At 71.1% G+C, this 17,492-nt stretch carries 15 protein-coding genes and 1 tRNA gene; 4 read left to right on the plus strand and 12 right to left on the minus strand.

What is annotated here, in order from left to right; all coding sequences use genetic code 11:
- Positions 1-39: 39 nt before the first annotated feature.
- Genes DPQ23_RS06235 through tsaD form a run of 5 tightly spaced genes read right to left on the minus strand, consistent with a single transcriptional unit; the run spans position 40 to position 3,184 of the window.
- The gene (locus DPQ23_RS06235; RefSeq protein WP_112873828.1) at positions 40-432 is read right to left on the minus strand and encodes a DUF1761 domain-containing protein; all 393 of its coding nucleotides are present in this window, start codon (positions 430-432) and stop codon (positions 40-42) included.
- A gap of 1 nt (position 433) precedes the next feature.
- Positions 434-892 (minus strand): EVE domain-containing protein, encoded by a 459-nt coding sequence (locus DPQ23_RS06240; protein ID WP_112873829.1) that lies wholly within the window; start codon positions 890-892, stop codon positions 434-436.
- Positions 889-1,164, minus strand: coding sequence for a YciI family protein (locus tag DPQ23_RS06245; RefSeq protein WP_112873830.1), 276 nt, complete (start codon positions 1,162-1,164; stop codon positions 889-891). The genes DPQ23_RS06240 and DPQ23_RS06245 overlap by 4 nt, the downstream gene beginning before the upstream one ends.
- On the minus strand, positions 1,161-2,123 hold the full coding sequence (locus DPQ23_RS06250; RefSeq protein WP_112873831.1) for an NAD(P)H-dependent glycerol-3-phosphate dehydrogenase: 963 nt from the start codon (positions 2,121-2,123) through the stop codon (positions 1,161-1,163). Before DPQ23_RS06250 ends, DPQ23_RS06245 begins: the two co-directional genes overlap by 4 nt.
- Positions 2,120-3,184 (minus strand): tRNA (adenosine(37)-N6)-threonylcarbamoyltransferase complex transferase subunit TsaD, encoded by a 1,065-nt coding sequence (gene tsaD, locus DPQ23_RS06255; RefSeq protein ID WP_112873832.1) that lies wholly within the window; start codon positions 3,182-3,184, stop codon positions 2,120-2,122. Before tsaD ends, DPQ23_RS06250 begins: the two co-directional genes overlap by 4 nt.
- A 90-nt stretch (positions 3,185-3,274) precedes the next feature.
- Between tsaD and DPQ23_RS06260 the strand changes: the two genes are divergently transcribed.
- From DPQ23_RS06260 to DPQ23_RS06275, 4 genes are all read left to right on the plus strand, one after another.
- Positions 3,275-3,961: a uroporphyrinogen-III synthase gene (locus DPQ23_RS06260; RefSeq protein ID WP_112873833.1), complete on the plus strand. Its 687-nt coding sequence runs from the start codon at positions 3,275-3,277 to the stop codon at positions 3,959-3,961.
- Positions 3,962-4,147: 186 nt separating this feature from the next.
- Positions 4,148-6,064 carry a COG4223 family protein gene (locus tag DPQ23_RS15380; protein ID WP_162630653.1) on the plus strand — a complete coding sequence of 639 codons (1,917 nt, stop codon included), beginning with the start codon at positions 4,148-4,150 and terminating at the stop codon, positions 6,062-6,064.
- 10 nt (positions 6,065-6,074) lie between these two features.
- Positions 6,075-7,889, plus strand: a complete 1,815-nt coding sequence (locus DPQ23_RS06270; RefSeq protein ID WP_112873835.1) for a heme biosynthesis protein HemY — start codon at positions 6,075-6,077, stop codon at positions 7,887-7,889.
- A gap of 43 nt (positions 7,890-7,932) precedes the next feature.
- Positions 7,933-8,008: transfer RNA gene (locus DPQ23_RS06275), tRNA-Thr, on the plus strand.
- 127 nt (positions 8,009-8,135) lie between these two features.
- On the opposite strand, the gene DPQ23_RS06280 is transcribed toward DPQ23_RS06275, so the two are convergent.
- The 7 genes from DPQ23_RS06280 to DPQ23_RS06310 all read right to left on the minus strand — a co-directional run bounded on the left by DPQ23_RS06280 (position 8,136) and on the right by DPQ23_RS06310 (position 17,372).
- Positions 8,136-10,364, minus strand: coding sequence for a 3'-5' exonuclease (locus DPQ23_RS06280; RefSeq protein WP_112873836.1), 2,229 nt, complete (start codon positions 10,362-10,364; stop codon positions 8,136-8,138).
- Entirely contained in the window at positions 10,361-10,726 is a 366-nt protein-coding gene (locus DPQ23_RS06285; RefSeq protein WP_112873837.1) for a response regulator transcription factor, read from the minus strand. Before DPQ23_RS06285 ends, DPQ23_RS06280 begins: the two co-directional genes overlap by 4 nt.
- Positions 10,698-13,475, minus strand: coding sequence for a sensor histidine kinase (locus DPQ23_RS06290; protein ID WP_240602493.1), 2,778 nt, complete (start codon positions 13,473-13,475; stop codon positions 10,698-10,700). Before DPQ23_RS06290 ends, DPQ23_RS06285 begins: the two co-directional genes overlap by 29 nt.
- 55 nt (positions 13,476-13,530) lie before the next feature.
- Positions 13,531-13,776, minus strand: a complete 246-nt coding sequence (locus tag DPQ23_RS06295; protein ID WP_112873838.1) for a hypothetical protein — start codon at positions 13,774-13,776, stop codon at positions 13,531-13,533.
- Positions 13,773-15,158 (minus strand): DUF294 nucleotidyltransferase-like domain-containing protein, encoded by a 1,386-nt coding sequence (locus DPQ23_RS06300; RefSeq protein WP_240602495.1) that lies wholly within the window; start codon positions 15,156-15,158, stop codon positions 13,773-13,775. The genes DPQ23_RS06295 and DPQ23_RS06300 overlap by 4 nt, the downstream gene beginning before the upstream one ends.
- 178 nt (positions 15,159-15,336) lie before the next feature.
- Positions 15,337-17,055 (minus strand): cation acetate symporter, encoded by a 1,719-nt coding sequence (locus DPQ23_RS06305; protein WP_112873839.1) that lies wholly within the window; start codon positions 17,053-17,055, stop codon positions 15,337-15,339.
- Positions 17,056-17,063: 8 nt separating this feature from the next.
- A complete protein-coding gene (locus tag DPQ23_RS06310) occupies positions 17,064-17,372 on the minus strand; it encodes a DUF485 domain-containing protein (RefSeq protein ID WP_112873840.1) in 309 nt (102 codons plus the stop codon).
- Positions 17,373-17,492: the final 120 nt, after the last annotated feature.

The raw sequence follows: 17,492 nt of genomic DNA on the forward strand, positions 1-17,492 counted from the left end.
GGCCGGGCACCGGCGGCCTGATCGGCCAGCCCGCCCCTGTCAGATCCCGCCCATCACCGCGCCGATCACCGCGCAGGCCAGCACCGCATAGCCCATGTCGATGACCGTCATCATGGCCGGGCGCGGGGAATAGGTGTTCTCGATCAGGAACCACGGCGCGACTGCAAAGGCGCCAAGGGCGCTGCCCCAGACCAGCCCCGCGACGATCCCGTCGATGCCGGCGCGCACGAACAGCACGCGCATCATGGCCGCGACGGCGACCAGCGCCACCCCCGCCAGCATATAGGGCACGACCGAGGTGCGGCGCGGGTCGCCGATGTTGCGGACCTGCAAGGCCGAGGCGTGGGCGTACATCCGCCCCGTCAGCCGATACCACAACGCGCCCAGCACCCATGCCAGGATCGCAGCGGCGATGACGATCATCAGTTCCATCTCAGTCCCCTGTCTTGCCGTCGTAGACCCTGCCGTCGGTGGCCTCGCCCCCGGACAGCGCCACGATGCGGTCCCATTCCCCGTCCGTGACCGGCTGCACCGACAGCCGGGCGTTGCGCACCAGCACCATGTCGGCCAGCCCCGGATCGGCCTTGATCTCGGCCAGCGACAGCGGGCGGGCCAGCGGCGCCACCGCGCGCAGGTCGACGCACTCCCACGTGCCGCTGGCGTCCGTCGAATCGGGATGGGCCGGGGCGATCACCTCGACGATGCCGACGATCTGCTTGCCGATGTTGGAGTGATAGAAGAACCCCCGGTCGCCCACCGCCATCTGGCGCATCAGGTTGCGGGCCTGGGCGGACCGGACGCCGTTCCATTCCTCGCCCGCCTGGCCGCGTCCGACCAGCGCGTCCCAGCCGAACACGTCGGGTTCGGACTTGAACAGCCAGCGGCGGCTCATCCGATCACCTTGTTCCACTCGATGACCTCGGAGGACTGGAACAGTCCCGCCGCGCGATAGGGATCGGCGTCGGCCCACGCCCGCGCCGCGGCGATGTCGTCGCAGTCCAGCACGACCAGCGAGCCGCGCATCTCGCCCTCCTCGATCAGCGGGCCGGCCATGCGGACGATGCCGCTGTCCTTCAGATGGGCCAGATGCGCCGGGCGCGTGTCGATGCGGGTCTGCAGCGCGCCGGGCTTGTCCCGGCAGATCACGGCGTAAAGCGGCATCATTCCTCCTTGAGCGGACGGGCCAGCAGCTGGTCCATCGCCTGTTTAACGTCGATCGCGCCCTCGGCAAGCCCGGCGACCAGGGCCGAGATCGGCATCTCGATCCCGCCCCGCGCGGCAAGGCCCGCCACGGCCCGCGCCGTGGCCGCGCCCTCGACCGTGATCGCGGGATCGAAGGGCGCGCCCTGCCCCAGGGCCACGCCAAAGCGAAAGTTGCGCGACTGGGCCGATGTCGCCGTCAGGATCAGGTCGCCCAGACCGGACAGCCCCGCCAGCGTGTCGGGATCGGCGCCCCGCGCGGCGGCAAAGCGCGCCATTTCGGCAAAGCCACGGGTCACGATGGCGGCGCGCGCGCTGTCGCCCAGGCCCGCGCCGATCGCCGCGCCCGCCGCAATGGCGATGACGTTCTTGAGCGCGCCGCCCAGTTCCGCCCCGGTGACGTCCGTCGTGCGGTAAAGCCGCAGCGCGGGCGTGGCCAGCGCGTGCTGCAGCCGCTGCCCCGCCGCCGCGTCCGCGCAGGCCAGCGTCAGCGCGGTGGGCAGGCCGCGGGCAATGTCAGCCGCAAAGCTGGGACCGGTCAGCACGGCGACGGTCGCGCCCGGACAGGCGGCCCCCAGCATCCCGGCGGGCGAGCGGCCCGACGCAAGGTCGATGCCCTTGGCGCAGCTGACCAGTGCGCGGCGATCCAGCACGGCGCGGTTGGCGTCCAGGAACCCCGACAGCGCCTGCGCGGGTATGGCGACCAGCAGCACCGAGGCGCCGGAACCTGCGGCCCCGGCGGACAGCGCGTCTGCGATCCGGTCGGTCACGGTGATGCCGGCGGGCAGGGTGACGCCCGGCAGGTGCGGGTTCTCGCCCTGCCAGTCGATGCGCCGGCCCCACAGCACGACCGGCCCGCGGGCCGCCAGCGCCACGGCCAGCGCCGTGCCGAAGGCGCCCGCCCCCAGGACGGCGACGCTCATGCCTTGGCGCCCCGCTTGCCGGCGCCCAGCATCGGTGCCGCAGCCCGGTCCAGCGGCCAGCGCGGCCGCGCGGCCAGGTCCAGGCCGTCGCGGTGGCCCAGGCGGAACCGCTCGATCCCGGCCCAGGCGATCATCGCGGCGTTGTCGGTGCACAGCGCCAGCGGCGGGGCCAGGAACCGTACGCCCCGTTCGCGCGCCACCCCGTCCAGCGCCGACCGGACCGCCGCGTTCGCGGCCACCCCGCCCGCGACCGCCAGCAGCGGCACGCCTGACCCCGCCAGTGCCCGCCGGGTCTTTTCCGCCAGCACCTCGGCCACCGCCGCCTGGAACGCGGCGCAGATGTCGGCGCGGTCCTGCAGGCGCAGCCCGCCCTCTGCGGCCACGGCCTCGTCCCGGGCGCGCAGCACGGCGGTCTTCAGCCCCGAAAAGCTCAGGTCGCAGCCGGGCCGGTCCAGCAGCGGGCGCGGCAGGCGCAGGGCGGCAGGATCGCCGCGCGCCGCCTCGGCCTCGACCGCGGGACCGCCGGGCTGGGGCAGGCCCAGAAGCTTGGCGACCTTGTCGAACGCCTCGCCGGGCGCGTCGTCGATGGTGCCGCCCAGCCGCGTGAAATCCTCGGGTCCGTCCACGCGCAGGAACTGGCAGTGCCCCCCCGACACCAGCAGCATCAGATAGGGAAACGCCGCTGCGTCGGTCAGCCGCGGCGTCAGGGCGTGACCGGCCAGGTGGTTCACGCCCACCAGCGGCAGCCCGCTGCCGGCGGCCAGCCCCTTGGCCAGCATCACCCCCGCCATGACCCCGCCGATCAGCCCCGGCCCCGCCGTGACCGCGATGCCGTCCAGGTCGCGCAGGCCCAGGCCCGCCCCCGCCAGCGCCTGCTCGACGCAGCCGTCCAGGCGTTCCGCATGGGCGCGGGCGGCAATCTCGGGCACGACGCCGCCAAAGGCCGCGTGCAGGGCCTGCTGGCCGCTGACGACCGAGGACCGGATCACCCCGTCGCCCTGCACCACCGCGGCGGCGCTGTCGTCGCAACTGCTTTCGATGCCAAGGAACGTCAGGGTCATGGGGGTCCGGGCGCCGCGGGGGGTTGAGTTCCAGAGGCGCAAGCGCCTAGTCGGTCGGGGTCCGGTTAGCACCGGGACAAGGAAAACACCATGTGCGCGCAACTTTTCGACCGGGGCGACCCCATGCCCGTCCTGCTGATCACCCGCCCCGAAGCCGCCGCCGGCAGGCTGGCGCGGGACCTTGCCGGGCTGGGCCTGCCCACCATCATCGCGCCGCTGATGCGAATCGACCCGGTGCCGCACAATGCGGCGGCGCTGGACCGGGCGGCGGGGCTGGTGTTCACCTCGGAAAACGGGGTCGCCTTTGCGGGGACCGGAGGGGGGCGCCCCGCGATCTGCGTGGGGCCACGCACCGCGCTGGCGGCCGAAGCCGCGGGCTTTGAGGCGCGGACAGGGCCGGGCGACGCCGCCGGGCTGATGCCGATGCTGCAGGACCTGGGGCCGGGGTGGCTGCACGTCCGGGGCGCGCATGTGGCCGCCGACCTGGGGCTGGCGTCGGTCGTCGTCTACGACCAGACCGCGCTGCCCCTGACGGCGGTTGCGGCGCAGGCGCTGGCCGGGGATGCGCCGGTGATCCTGCCGCTGTTCTCGCCCCGCTCGGCGCGGCTTGCGGCGGCGGCGGTGGCGGGTGCGCGGGCGCCGCTGTGGCTTGCGCCCATCAGCATCGCCGCCGACGCGGCCTTTGACGGCCCCGCGGCGCGGCGGGTCGTGGCCGCCACCCCCGATGCGCCCGGCGTCGTGGCGGCGGTCGAGGCGCTGTGCACGGCGCTGGCCTGACGGCGCCCCGGCCCCCCGGCACGCCCCCGCAGGACCGGGGAACAAACCCGCAAAGCCCGGGTTGAGCCGGTGGCACGCCGCGTCTAGTGTGGCCCGACCCGGCACGCAGACCGTTCCGGATCTTGCAGATTTATCGACCGAATCGGCCGCCTCGCGCGGCCCGCCGCCGCAGGGAACCGCCGCGCCATGACGAGCGACATCGACAGCACCCAAGACCCCGTCCCGTCCCGGCCGGCCAGCGACGACGGCCCCCTGACGGACGGCCCCGCCGCGACGGGCGCGGGCACCGACCGGGCCGGCAGGGCGGCCGCCGCGCCGGGCGCGGCGCTGGACAGGCGCGATGCCGGACCCGCGCCGCGCCCCGGCCCGGACGCGCCCGCCCCGGCATCCGCCCATCCGGCGATCGAGTCGGTTCTGTTCGGCACCGGGGGCGACCGTCCGGCCGCGATGCCGAAGACGCGTGCCTCCGCGCCGGGCGACACCGCCGGCCGCGACAGCCTGACCTACGATGATGACGGGGATCAGCCGCTGCGCCCCGAACCCTCGGCCTCCGGCCAGACGGCGGCGATGGGGTCAGGCGCCGGCGCTGCGGGCAGATCCGACGACGCGGACCCGGCGGCCCTGCCCCGGTCAACCGCGTCCGGGGAACCCGCCACGTCGTTCCCGACCACCGCGTCCTCGGCCGCCTCGGCGCGGGCGGCGTCCCCCGCGGCCTCTGAACGGCCCGCGTCCTCGCCTTTGCCGGCGCGCGCCCCTGAACCCGCGCCCGCGCGGCGTGGCGGATTTGCCCCGCTGTTCCTGGGCGGGGTCGTGGCGGCCGGGCTGGGCGCAGGCGGGGCCTGGTGGGCGATGCCGCGCCTGCCGGCCGCATGGCAACCGGCCCCCGCCGCGCCCGCTGCGGTGGACAGCAACGCCCTGGCCGAGGCGGCCCGCGTCGCCGCGGCCGAGGCCGTGCGGACCGAACTGGCCGCGCAATCGTCGGCGCTTGAGCAGCGCAGCGTCGAGGCCGCGCAGGCTGCCGCCGTCGCCGCGGCCGATGCCGCGCTGAAATCCCAGGGCGCCAGCCTTGCCGGCCAGAGCGACCAGCTGCTGGCCGAGGCGCGCGAGGCGGCCAGCACCGCGGGGGCCGAGGCCGCGCGCAAGCTGATCGCCGAGGCTCCGGCCACCACGCAGCCCGACGGCACCCTGGCCGCAACGCTGAGCGCGCAGGCCGAACAGCTTGCCGCCTTGGACGCACGGGTCGGCGCCCTGCAGGCGCAGCCTGCCCCGGACCTTGCGCCCCTGCAGGCCCGGATCGAGGAACTGGCCGCGCGGCCCAGCGCCAGTCCGGAGCAGGTCGAGCAGCTGATCGCCCTTGCGACCGAGGCCGAGGCCGCGCAGGCCCGCATCGCCGAGGCCGCCGACCAGGCGGACGCCCGGCTTGCCGCGGCCGAGGCCAAGGCGGCCGAACTGCAAGCGGCGGCCGAGGACGCCTCCGGGCGCGCCCGGTCCGCCGCCGCGGCCGCGGCCTTGGGGTCCGCCATCCGCACCGGAGGGCCGCGCGACGCCGCCCTCGCCCAGCTGGCCGACGCGGGCGTCGAGCCCCCGGCGGCCCTGACCGTTCCCGTCGTTCCCCTGGACACGCTGGTGGCCGAGTTCGACCCGGCGGCACGGGCGGCGGTCGCCGCCGACCTGCGTGCCCGCTCGGCCGAGGGTCAGGGCAGCGCATTGGGCAACTTCCTGCGGGCACAGACCGGCGCCCGTTCGGTCGCGCCCCGCGAGGGCACCGACGCCGACGCGGTCCTGTCGCGCGCGGGCGAGGCCGTCGAGCGCGGCGACATCCCGGCCGCGCTGGCCGAGATCGAGGCCCTGCCCGAGGCCGCGCGCCCGGCCATGGCCGACTGGACCGCAAAGGCGCGCGCCTATGCCGACGCGCAGGCCGCCGTGGTCGGACTGGCCGCGCCCGCCGCCACGGGATCGCCGGATGCGGCGCCGGCCCCAACCCCGGCCCCCGCCCCAACCCCGGCCCCCGACGCGCAGCCCGCGCCTGCGGCCGGTCCCGACGCCGTGCCTGCCGATGCCCCTTCCCCTGCGGCCGCTGCCCCCGCCGCCCCGTCCAACTGAGGTCCGCCCGATGCTGCTGTCGCTGCTCAAGATCGTGTTCTTCTTTGCCGTGGTGCTGGCGGCGGCGCTGGGGGCGATGCGGCTGGCCGAGACGGGCCAGGCGCTGATCGTCCAGTTCAACGGCGTCGAATATGCGCTGGGTCCGGTCCAGGCCGCCGTCGCGGTGATCGTGCTGATCCTGGCGGCCTGGCTGGTCGTGCAGATCCTGCGGCTGGCGCTGGCGTTCCTGCGCTTTCTGATGGGCGACAAGACGGCCATCGACCGCTATTTCGACCGCTCGCGCGAGCGGAAGGGCTATCAGGCGCTGGCCGAGGGGATGCTGGCCGTCGCCTCGGGCGAGGGGCGCCTGGCGCAGGACAAGGCGTCGCGCGCCGCCCGGTTCCTGGACCAGCCGCATCTGACCAACCTGCTGGCCGCGCAGGCGGCCGAGGTCGCGGGCGATGCGACCCGGGCCGACGCCGTCTATCGCGAGATGCTGACCGACAACCGCACCCGCTTTGTCGGCATCCGCGGCCTGATGCAGCGTCAGATGGCACTGGGCCACACCGACAAGGCGCTGAAGCTGGCCGAAAAGGCCTATGCGCTGAAGCCGTCGCTGCCCGAGTTGCAGGACACGCTGCTGGGCCTGCAGACGCGCGCGCATGACTGGAAAGGCGCGCGCGCCACGCTGAAGGACAAGCGCCGGCAGGGCGCGATTCCCCAGGACCTGCATCTGCGCCGCGACGCCGTCCTGGCCTTGCAGGAGGCCAGCGAAGTGCTGGCGCACGGCAATTCGATCAGCGCGCGCGAGGCCGCGATCAGCGCCAACCGCGCCTCGCCCGACCTGGTGCCGGCGGCGGTGCTGGCCGCGCGCAGCTATCTGGCGCAGAAGGACACCCGCAACGCCAGCCGCCTGCTGCAAAAGGCGTGGTCCGCGCAGCCGCACCCCGCCCTGGCCGCGGCCTATGCCGAGATCGTTCCCGACGAGACGCCCGCACAGCGGATGCGCCGGTTCGAGGATCTGATCCGCCAGTCGCCCACGCACGAGGAATCGCGCCTGCTGCAGGCCGAACTGGCCCTTGCGGCCGAGGATTTTCCCGCCGCTCGCCGGGCGCTCGGCGATCTCGCCGAGAAACATCCCACGGTCCGGTCGCTGGCGATCATGGCGGCCGTGGAACGCGGCGAAGGGGCCGATGACAGCGTGGTGCGGGGCTGGCTGGCGCGCGCCATCAATGCCAGCCGCGGCCCGCAGTGGGTCTGCGACAACTGCCACAACATCATGGCCGACTGGGCGCCGGTCTGCGACAGCTGCGCCGGCTTCGACACGCTGACCTGGCGCGAACCGCCCGTGCCCCTGCGCGCGACGACCACGAACGGGGTCGAGATGCTGCCGCTGATCGTCGGCCGCCCTGAACACGCCGAGAAGGCGTTCCACGAGGCCGACGCCTATGCCGAGGGCACCGACGCGCCGCGCCATCTGCCCCATCCGGCACGCCCGTCCGCCAGCGCCCCTGATCCCGGCCCGTCCGGTCATGGGGCGCCCGGTCCTGGGGCGTCCGCCGCGGTGCCGCCCGCCCCGGCCCGCCCGCGCCACGCGCCCGAGATCGCCAACGTGCCGCCGGGCATGGTGCCGAGGGAATCGGACTATGCGCCCTCGATGACCGTGACCCATCCCGATCCGGCGCCCCGCCCGTCGCGGACCGCCGCGACCCCGGCCGAGGCGGCCACGGTGGTGACCATCACGACCGTGCCGCCGCACGCCGTCGACGGTGCGGGCACCGGCAACCCGCCGGTCCGCCCGGATGTCGAGCCCATCGGGGCGAGCGATCCGGCGAAATCCGCCTGACCCCCTTTTCCCCCGCGCGGGCCTGTGCTAACCCGCGCGGCACGCCGCAGTAGCTCAGCTGGTAGAGCACGTCATTCGTAATGATGGGGTCGGGGGTTCGAGTCCCTTCTGCGGCACCACTTCCCCCCCTTTGGAAACTGTAGGGGCCTTCTGCTCAGACAGAACAGGCGCGTTTCCGTCTCACGACCGACAGCGCGCCGCCTGCTCGTGGCCGGAACCGCCCCGGCAGGTCGTTCCGGTTCGGCATCAGTATTTCAAGCGCGCGAACTGCGACCGGCTCGAGGCCGTGCGGGCCTGGCCCAGTGTCACGATCCCCTGCTTGGCGAGCAGCGGAAGCAGGCGGACGAACACGTCCGCGGTGGCCAGCGCGTCGCCCAGGGCCGTGTGCCGGCCCCCGATGGCGATGCCCAGCCGTTCGGCGATCGCCTCCAGTCCGTGATGATCCTCGGCGGGGTGGACGATGCTGGAGAGCAGCAGCGTATCCAGCACCGGATGGTCGAAGCGCAGGCCGGTCGCGGCCTCTTTCAGGCGCAGGAATCGCATGTCGAACGCGACGTTGTGCCCGACCAGCACGCTGTCGGCGGCAAAGCGGTGAAACACCGGCAGGACCTGGGCGATGGTCGGCTTGCCCCGGACCATCTCGGGGTGGATGTGGTGGATCGGTATGCCCGCCTCGGGGATGGACCGGCAGGGGTCGATCAGCTGGTCCATCGTATCGCCGCGCAGAACGCGCCCGTTCACGACCCGCACCGCGCCGATCTGGATGATCTCGTCACCGCCGGCGGGATCAAGGCCGGTCGTCTCGCAGTCGAAGACGGTAAAGCTGAGGTCCGCCAGCGGCCGGTCGTCCCCGACGCTGTCGGGCCGCGCCGCGAACAGGTCGAAGTCATAGAACTCGGGCCGGCTGCCGGTCGCCAGGGCGGGGCCGTCCACCTCGACCGCGGCAAGGGGCAGCAGGATGCGGAAAAACGGCTGCGATTCGCCACGACCCCGCTCGATCCACATTTCGCCGCCGTGGCGTTCGACCACGTCGCGCACCGACAGCTGTCCCCCTGCCCCGGTGGACTGGATCGGGTCCAGCTGCATTGCGGTCAGGGCCTGCGGCGCAATCGGCGCCGCGTCGGACCGGGGGGTCCAGCCCAGATCCAGATGCGCGCGGGTGACGTTGCGGCTGAGCCTGATCCACAGCACCGGATCATGGGTCAGCGACCGCAGCCTTTGCGCCAGCGTCTCGAAGGCCTTGATCAGGCTGAAGCTGTCGATGCGCAGCCAGAGATCCCCGTCCCCCGGCAAGGTCGTGATGGGCGTCCCGGTGACGCGGCCCAGATGCTGGACGATGGCGGCGATCAGGTCGGACCCCAGCATGTCCTGCAGCGGCCAGCGCGCGGCCACGTCAAGCACCGAACTGTCGGCGATGGCGGCAAGCCGGTCCCGCATCCGCGTCACCTCGTCGCGCACGACGGCCAGAAAGCGGTCGCGGTCGGCCGGTTCGAGATCGGGCAGGTCCAGCATGTCCAGCGCGGCCTGCATGGTCGCGGCGCAGGCGCGGCCGTTCTCGGTCATCTGCAGCAGGGCCTGGTCGCGCTGCAGATGAACGTGCTGGTCCACGGTGATGTCGTCCAGCAGCAGCACATAGCCGGTCAGACCGGCGTTTTCGTCCGCCGGACTGTCCGCCCGGTCACCGCCGCCCGCGTCCGCGGAGCGCACGGGGGCCAGCCGGACCTGCAGAAGATGCCCCGCCTCGGTGGTCGTCACGACCTGCGCCACGGCAGCCGAGGGATCGACGCCCCGCGCCAGCCGCCCGCGAACCGTGTCCAGCGCGTGCGTGATCGCGGCGGGATCAACGACCCCGGTGATCGGCCGGCCCAGCCCGATGCGATCCGCTCCGCCCGAGGTCGCCCCCGCAGCCCCCCCCACGGGGGCAGGCGACAGACGGGCACACAGCGCCCGCGCACGGCTGTTGTAAAGCAGGATGCGCCCCTCGAGGTTGCAGACGACGACGGCGTGATCCAGTTCCGTCATCAACGCCGCCAGCTGGTCGCGCTGTTCGGCGACGCTGCGGCTGGCCTGGTCCACCAGTTGCGCCATGTTGGCGTTCAGCGTGCGGCGGTGTTCGGCCAGATTGTTGATCTCGTGCGCCAGTGCCCGGACCATGGGCGCGCCATGCGGCGGCACGTCGGGCGCGTCGGGATTCTCGACCAGAATGCGGGTCGCGTCCAGAAGCATGGCCGGCGCGACGACATGCCGGCGATAGAGGCGATGGCCAAGCCACGCCGCCAGGACCGCCGCAACCAGCCACCAGGCGAACAGCACCATCCCGTGCGTCGCCAGCACCGGCGCCCAGGCCGCGCGCAGGGCGGCCGCGCGGTTGGGGCCCAGCGTCGCCAGCAGCACAGCCGCGCCGCCGGCCACCCACGCGGCCAGCGCGACCGCCGGGCCGGCAGCCGCCACGATCAGCCGGCGGTCAATCGTCATGCCAGCATGTCCCGTACCATGTCCACCAGGTCGCGGGTCGAGAACGGCTTCACGACATAGGCGTCCGCGCCCGCGCCCACGCCGCGCGCGACGTCGGTGTCGCGCCCCTTTGCAGTCAGCATGACGATCTTGGTGTCCGCAAGCGCGTCGTCTGCCCGCACCGCCTCGCAGACCTCGAACCCGGACAGGCCCGGCATCATCCCGTCCAGCAGGACCAGGCGCGGCCGTTCGCGGCGGATCATGTCAAGCGCCTGCAGACCGTCACGGGCGACCAGCACCTCATAGCCCGCGCGCTTCATCATGAATTCCAGCGAGACGACGATGTTCGGCTCGTCATCCGCGATCAGGACTCTCTGGCTCATGCTCACCCTCCCCCTGTCGGCCAAGCGGCAACGAAAAGGCGAACAGCGCCCCTTCGCCCGGTGCCGATTCCACCCAAATCCTGCCCCCGAAATGCTCGACGATGCGGCGGCTGATGGGCAAGCCCAGACCCGTGCCGGGCGGCCGGTCAGCCGGATCGCCCGCCTGCTGGAACCGATCGAAGATCGCGCCATGCTGGTCGGCGCTGATGCCGGGACCGTTGTCCCGGACGCCGACCACCAGCGCCTGCGCCTCTTGCCGCAGCGTGACGGTCACGCGGCCGCCCTGGTCGGGCATGAACTTGGCCGCGTTCGACAGCAGGTTCAGCACCACCTGCATCAATCGGTCGCGGTCGGCGAAAACACGCGGCACATCGTCGCCCAGGTCCATCACGACCTCGGCCCCGCGTTCGCGGAACAGCTCGGCCGTGACGTGGACCGCGTCCGTCAGCAACTCGCGCAGGTCGATTTCCGTGCTGCACCATTCGGCGTGGCCCGATTCCATCTTGGCCATGTCCAGGACCTGATTGACGAGACGGCTCAGCCGCTGCGATTCCGACACGACGATGCGCAGGAACTCGGCCCGCTCGTCGGGGTCCATGTCGGGAACATCCAGCATCAGTTCCGACAGCGCCCGGATCGAGGTCAGCGGCGTGCGCAGTTCGTGCGTGACCGAGGACATGAAGTCATCCTTCATCTGGTCCAGGCTTTTCAGCGCGTCGTTGGCGGCGCGCAGTTCGTCCATCACCGCCTCCAGCGACCGCGACTTCTCCTCCAGCGCGCGGGCATAGCCCCGGATCTGCGACGCCTCGTCCAGGATCTCGATCACGTCGGTGATGCCCAACGGCTCTTCCTGCACGACCGAGGCGACCATGATCCGGGCCGACGCACCGCCCACGGCACCGGCGATCTGGCGTTCGACGTGATCGACAAGCCGCGCGTCCGCGGTGATCCCCGAAATGTCCCGGGCGCCGACCGCCTGGGCATAGTCGCGAAACACCTTGTCGGCGCGGGCCCGGCCCAGCAGGCGGGTCGCCAGATCGACCAGGTCCGGCAGCCGCGCGCGACCCCGCCAGAAGATCCACTGCGGCTCTGCGGCGTCGGCGCGGTCGAACACATCGACAAACAGCAGCGCCTGGCTGGCCTCGCGCCCGGACGGCGCGCGGGCCAGCGACAGCCCGACGTAAAGGGTGACGTTGACCAGCATGGACCAGAACAGCCCGTGGGTCAGGTTGTCCAGGCCGGTGATCCCGAACAGCCGCTCGGGCGCCAGCAGGGCGATGCCGAACGGCCCCTGGTCCAGAATGCCGCCCGGCAGCCAGCCCGACTTGGCCATCGAAGGCAGCAGCAGCGTATAGGCCCAGACCGCGAACCCGCCCAGCAGGCCGCCCATGGCGCCTGCGGCCGTCCCGCCGTGCCAGTACATCCCCCCGAACAGCGCGGGCGCGAACTGCGCGACGGCGGCAAAGCTGATCAGGCCGATGGACACCAGCGCATAGACGTCGCCGGCGACCCGGAAATAGACATATCCCAGCAAAAGGACAGCCAGGATGGCCACGCGCCTGATGACCAGCAGCAGGCGGGTCACGTCACCCGCGCCGGCCCCCATGACCCGCATCCGCAGCAGCGCCGGCATCACCAGGTCGTTGCAGACCATGGTGGACACCGCCACGGTTTCGACGATCAGCATGCCCGTCGCCGCCGACATGCCCCCTATATAGGCCAGCAGGGCCAGCGCCGTGGCGTTTTGCGACAGGGGCAGCGACAGCACGAAGGTTTCCGGGTTCGCGCCGCCCGGCCCGAAATGGATCAGCCCACCCAGAGCAATCGGTAGCACGAAGATGTTGATCGCCAGCAGATAAAGCGAAAAGATCCAGGCGGCCCGCAGCACATGACGTTCGTCCACGCACTCGACGACCATCATCTGGAACTGCCGCGGCAGCAGCAGGACGGAAAACATCGACAGGATCGTCAGCGCAAACCATTGCGCGTGCCCGAAATCGCCCGCGCCGGTCGCCCCCTTCAGCCGCAGCAGCGATTGCAGGTCGGGAACGTCACGGGCGCGGGCCCAGATGTCGGCGGGGCCGTCGAACAGCCCCCAGGTGACGAACACCCCGGCGGCCAGAAAGGCGCCCAGCTTGACCAGCGATTCGAACGCGACGGCGGCCACCATGCCCTCGTGGCGTTCCGACAGGTCGAGGTGGCGCGTCCCGAACACGATGGTAAAGGCGGCCAGGGCCAGCGTGACCGCCAGCGTCCCGTCCTGCCACCAGGCGACGCCTGTGCGCTGAACCTCGGCCTGCCCGATCAGCACCTCGTACCCGGCCGACACGCCTTTGACCTGCAACGCGATGTAGGGGACGATGCCGATCACCGTAATCAACGTGACCACCGCCGCCAGCGCCGGGCTTTTGCCATAGCGCGTGGCGATGAAATCGGCGATCGAGGTGACGCGATAGGTCTGTGCGATCCGCACCATCTTGCGCAGCACCAGCCAGGCCAGCAGCATCGCCAGCAGCGGCCCGAGATAGATCGGCAGGAACCAGATCCCCCCGACCGCCGCGCGCCCGACGCTGCCGAAATAGGTCCAGGCGCTGCAATAGACCGCCCAGGACAGCGCATAGACCCAGGCGTTGCCGATGACCGACCGCCCCTGCGCGGCCCGGCGTTCGGCGAATGTCGCCACCGCGAACAGGACCAGCAGATAACCGGCCGACACCCCCAGGACGAGCGATGGCGACAGCACGGTCATCCCTCCGTTCCCGGCCGCAGCCCTGTCCGGCGTCCGGCGGGGGCGGGCGTCGCGGTCACCGCAGGGGCCGCCGCGGCTTGCGGCGATGGGCGGCCGGACGCTCGCTGACCCAGATCAGCAGACCGATCAGCGCCGCCCATACGCCGAACAGCGCCACCCCCAGCAAGGGCAGCCCCAGGACAGTCACCGGGCGGTCCCACAGCAGCAGAAGCGGAAAGTTCAGCACGGCCAGCGCCAGCGCGAACAGCGCCACCAGCCGTTCCGGTGGCGGCCCGCCGCCGTCGCGGTTCCGCGTCGTCATGATGCCAGCCGGAAATGCAGCGACAGCCAGTCGCGGAACCGTCGCACGATGGCCAGCGATTCCTTCAGCGCCTGCCGGTCCAGCGTGCTCAGCTGGTCCAGCCGCACCAGGTTGTCGGGCGGCTGTCCCGCCTTGATCTGGCGCAGGTTGCTGTCCAGCTTCAGCCCCATCAGCACCCGCAGCGCGTCGGTCAGGTCGCGGGACAGATCGGGCTCGATCCAGCCCGCCTCGCTCAGCACGCGCAGGCGCTGGACGGTCCTCAACTCGGCCACCCGGTATTGCAGCGCAAGGGCGCGGGCCCCCTGCACGATGGGAAAGATGCCCAGCTTTTTCAGGTCGATCTGGGCTGCCGCGCGGCCGCCGACCCCCGGCAACCGGGTCCACCAGCTTCGATCCTCGGCAAAGCTGTTCACGGCGCTTGCAAAGCGCGCCAGATAGGCACTGCTGTCCGACATCAGCCGGTAAAAGTGGTCCTTGGCCGCGCTGAGCAGGTCGGCGTCGCCGGCGACCGCGTCGGCGTCCAGAAAGATCGCCAGGTTCATCGGCCCCTCGGGGCTGTCGCCATAGATCCAGCGCCCGATCGTCTGGCGGAACCCCGACAGGGGCTGGCACCACAGCGGGCGGCTGACCATGATGCCGCCGGGACATGACGGATAGCCGAAATCGACCAGCGCCGCCGTGAACGCGGCCGTCGTCTCGGCCACGCCGTCCGTGGGAAAGCCGTCCCGCAGGATCAGCCCGTTGTCCTGGTCGGTGCGGATGATCTGTTCGTTGCGCCCTTCGCTGCCCATCACGATCAGGCAGCTGTTGGCCCGCAGGTCCGCCGAGGCGAGCAGTTCCCACAGGCGGCGAAAGATGGCGCGATTCAGTTCGCCCACCATCTCGGCGATGGCCTCGACCCTGACCCCGTCCTCGTGAAGAAGGCGGATCAGCTCGCTGACCTGATCGGCGGCGTGCTTCAGCTCGGCGACAGACCCCGCCTGCGCAGCCTCCAGCGCGATCAGATGCGAGTGATGAGCGACAAAGCCCATCATGTCGAGCTGGCCCAGAACGCCGACCACCTCGGCGCCGTCGCGGACCACCAGCCGGTGGACCCGGTGGCGAAGCATCAGGATCATGGCGTCGTAGAGATCATCGTCCACCGACACATCGACGGTGGGAAAACTGGCCGCGTCGCGCACCGCCAGACGCGCCGGGGGCGTGTCCATCAACAGCACGTCGCGCAGGTTGGTGGTGGTGAAGATGCCCAGCCGGTCCCCGTCCCGCACCAGCGCGTCGCCGATGCCCTGCTCGGCCATCGCGCGGCACAGCGACACGATGTCGAGGCTGGCGTCCACATAGAAGGGCTTGCGCAGGAAGGCGTCGCCGACACGCGTCGACATCAGCGGCACAAGCTGGCGCCGTCCATGGCCCCAGGCACCGTGGGCCGAGGCGGGCCTTGCGGCGGCGTCGGAAGGGGGGGTGGACTGTGTCATCGGCATCCGCGCGGGTCAGGGGCGGTCACGAAAGCGGCCGGACCCCAGGGTCCGGCCGCCGTTCATCGGTGGTTTGGGCCGCGGCTCAATGCGCCGAGGCCTCGGCCGCGCCGATGCCGGTCTCGGACCGGATCTGCTGCGGCAGATAGCCCGCGCGGTCGATGTCGCCGCGACGGCTCTTGTCGGTGATCGAGAACAGCCAGATTCCGAAGAAGGCCAGCGTCATCGAGAAGAGCGCCGGCGAGGTGTACGGGAACGGAGCCGAACCCTTGGCATTGCCCAGCGTCGCTTCCCAGACCGACGGCGACAGCACCGTCAGCGCCACCGACGAGATCAGGCCCAGAAGACCCCCGATCACCGCACCGCGCGTCGTCATGCCTTTCCAAAGCAGCGACAGGAACAGCACCGGGAAGTTCGCCGAGGCCGCGATCGCGAAGGCCAGAGACACCATGAAGGCGATGTTCTGCTTCTCGAACGCGATCCCCAGGATCACCGCGACGATGCCAAGGCAGATCGTGGTGATCTTGGACACGCGCAGTTCCGCCGCGCTGTCGGCTTTCCCCTTCTTGATCACGGTCGAATACAGGTCATGCGACACCGCCGAGGCGCCCGACAGCGTCAGCCCCGCGACCACCGCCAGGATGGTGGCGAAGGCCACGGCCGAGATGAAGCCCAGGAAGATGTTGCCGCCGACCGCGTTCGCGAGATGCACGGCCGCCATGTTGTTGCCGCCGACCAGGCCCGGCACGCCGTCCTTGACCTCGAGGAACTGGGGGTTGGTCAGGACGAAGGTTATGGCCCCGAAGCCGATGATGAAGGTCAGCAGATAGAAGTAGCCGATCCACACCGTCGCCCACATCACCGACTTGCGCGCCTCTTTCGCGCTGGGAACGGTGAAGAAGCGCATCAGGATATGCGGCAGGCCCGCGGTCCCGAACATCAGCGCCATGCCGAACGAGATGGCCGATATCGGGTCCTTGACGAAGTTGCCCGGCCCCATGATCGACTGGCCCGCAGCCGCGGCATCCGTCGTCTCGGGGTTGGCGGCGGCGAGGTCGGTCTTGATCCTGACCGCATCGGCGAACAGGCTTTCAAAGCTGAAGCCGAAGCGCGACATCACCATGAAGGCCATGAAGGAGGCGCCACCCAGCAGCAGGCAGGCCTTGATGATCTGCACCCAGGTGGTGGCGGTCATGCCGCCGAACAGCACATAGACCATCATCAGCGCGCCGACGATGACCACGGCCATCCAGTATTCCAGCCCGAACAGCAGCTTGATCAGCTGCCCCGCGCCGACCATCTGCGCGATCAGGTAGAAGGCGACCACGACCAGCGTGGACAGCGCCGCGAACATCCGCACCGGCGTCTGCTCGAACCGAAAGGCAGCCACGTCGGCGAAGGTGAACTTGCCCAGGTTGCGCAGCCGTTCGGCCATCAGGAAGGTCAGGATCGGCCAGCCGACCAGGAAGCCGATGGAATAGATCAGCCCGTCGAAGCCGCTGGCCATCACCGCCGCCGAGATCCCCAGGAACGAGGCGGCCGACATGTAATCGCCCGCGATCGCCAGGCCGTTCTGGAAGCCGGTGATCCCGCCGCCGGCCGTATAGAAATCCGACGCGGACTTGGTCTTGGAGGCGGCCCATTTGGTGATGAACAGGGTCCCGACCACAAAGACCCCGAACATGGTGATCGCGGTCCAGTTGGTCGCCTGCTGGGCGATCTCGCCCTCGAGCGCCCCGGCAGCCAGGACGGCCGATGGCACGAAGAGCAGCGTGGAGATGCCCAGGAAACGGCCGAGAGTCATTGCGGACCTCATTTCAAAGCCTCGCGTTTGATTTTCTCGGTCAGTTCGTCATATTGGCTGTTCGCGCGCATGACATAGATCGCGGTGATCACGATGGTGAAGATGATGACCCCGAACCCGATCGGGATTCCCCAGGTCATCACGCCCTCTCCCATCCGAATGGACAGGGTTTCCTTGCTGAACGCAATCATCAGGATGAAGCCGTAATAGACGACCAGCATCGCAATGGTCAGAGTCCAGCCAAAGCGAAGCCGCTTGGCCCTGAGCTCCTGATAGTTTGGATCTGCCGCGATGCGTTGTAACATCGAGTCCTGCATTGAGTCCCTCCTCCTGCAGCCGTTTCCCCCCTGGCCGGTCGTTTTTGCCGCCCAGGTTTTTGTCTGTCGCGGTCCGCGGGCGCGCGCTCAGGCGCGGTTCATGCGGTTCGTGATCAGCTC

Origin of the sequence: Paracoccus endophyticus (assembly GCF_003286075.1) — a bacterium.
GTDB lineage: Bacteria > Pseudomonadota > Alphaproteobacteria > Rhodobacterales > Rhodobacteraceae > Paracoccus > Paracoccus endophyticus.